This window comes from Leifsonia sp. 10L418 (assembly GCF_056395445.1).
Genome location: NZ_JBFTJN010000019.1, coordinates 1 through 473, shown reverse-complemented (window position 1 = coordinate 473; position 473 = coordinate 1). Strand labels below are relative to the sequence as shown.

General features: G+C 38.7%; 1 protein-coding gene. It reads left to right on the top strand.

The window, feature by feature from the left end; all coding sequences use genetic code 11:
* On the top strand, nt 1-473 hold a 473-nt coding region (locus AC1DCF_RS19150), incomplete at both ends, for a LysR family substrate-binding domain-containing protein (RefSeq protein ID WP_477212365.1).

Here is a 473-nt window from a genome sequence, read left to right as displayed (position 1 = left end):
ATGCAGCACTTAGCGGCATGTTGTCGCATTATCTATTTCAATACCGCTTACATTATCCTGATGTAGAAGTTTATTTAGAAGAAATGTCACCATGGGAAATTTGTGAAGCCATTCTAAATGAAGAACTTGATATATCATTCGCGACAGATTTTAATAATAATTTGTCTGAGCATTTGGTTGCACAAAAGCTTATGTCATGGCACTGGGTAGTAGGGATGAGAAAAGACCATCCTTTGGCGGCGAATAAATATATTTCACCTGAGCAGCTAAAAGATCAGCCATTTGTCGTATATAGTGACGAAAGAAACGATAGTGTACAAATTAGTATTTTACAACGATTGCTGGGTGCGACTCCTGTAATCTCACATCAGGCTAAAAACACAATAGCCACTCTGACGTTAACTGCTGCAGGATATGGTCTGGCATTATTGCCATGTACATTAGTCAATATCAAAATGGCCGGGATGACATAC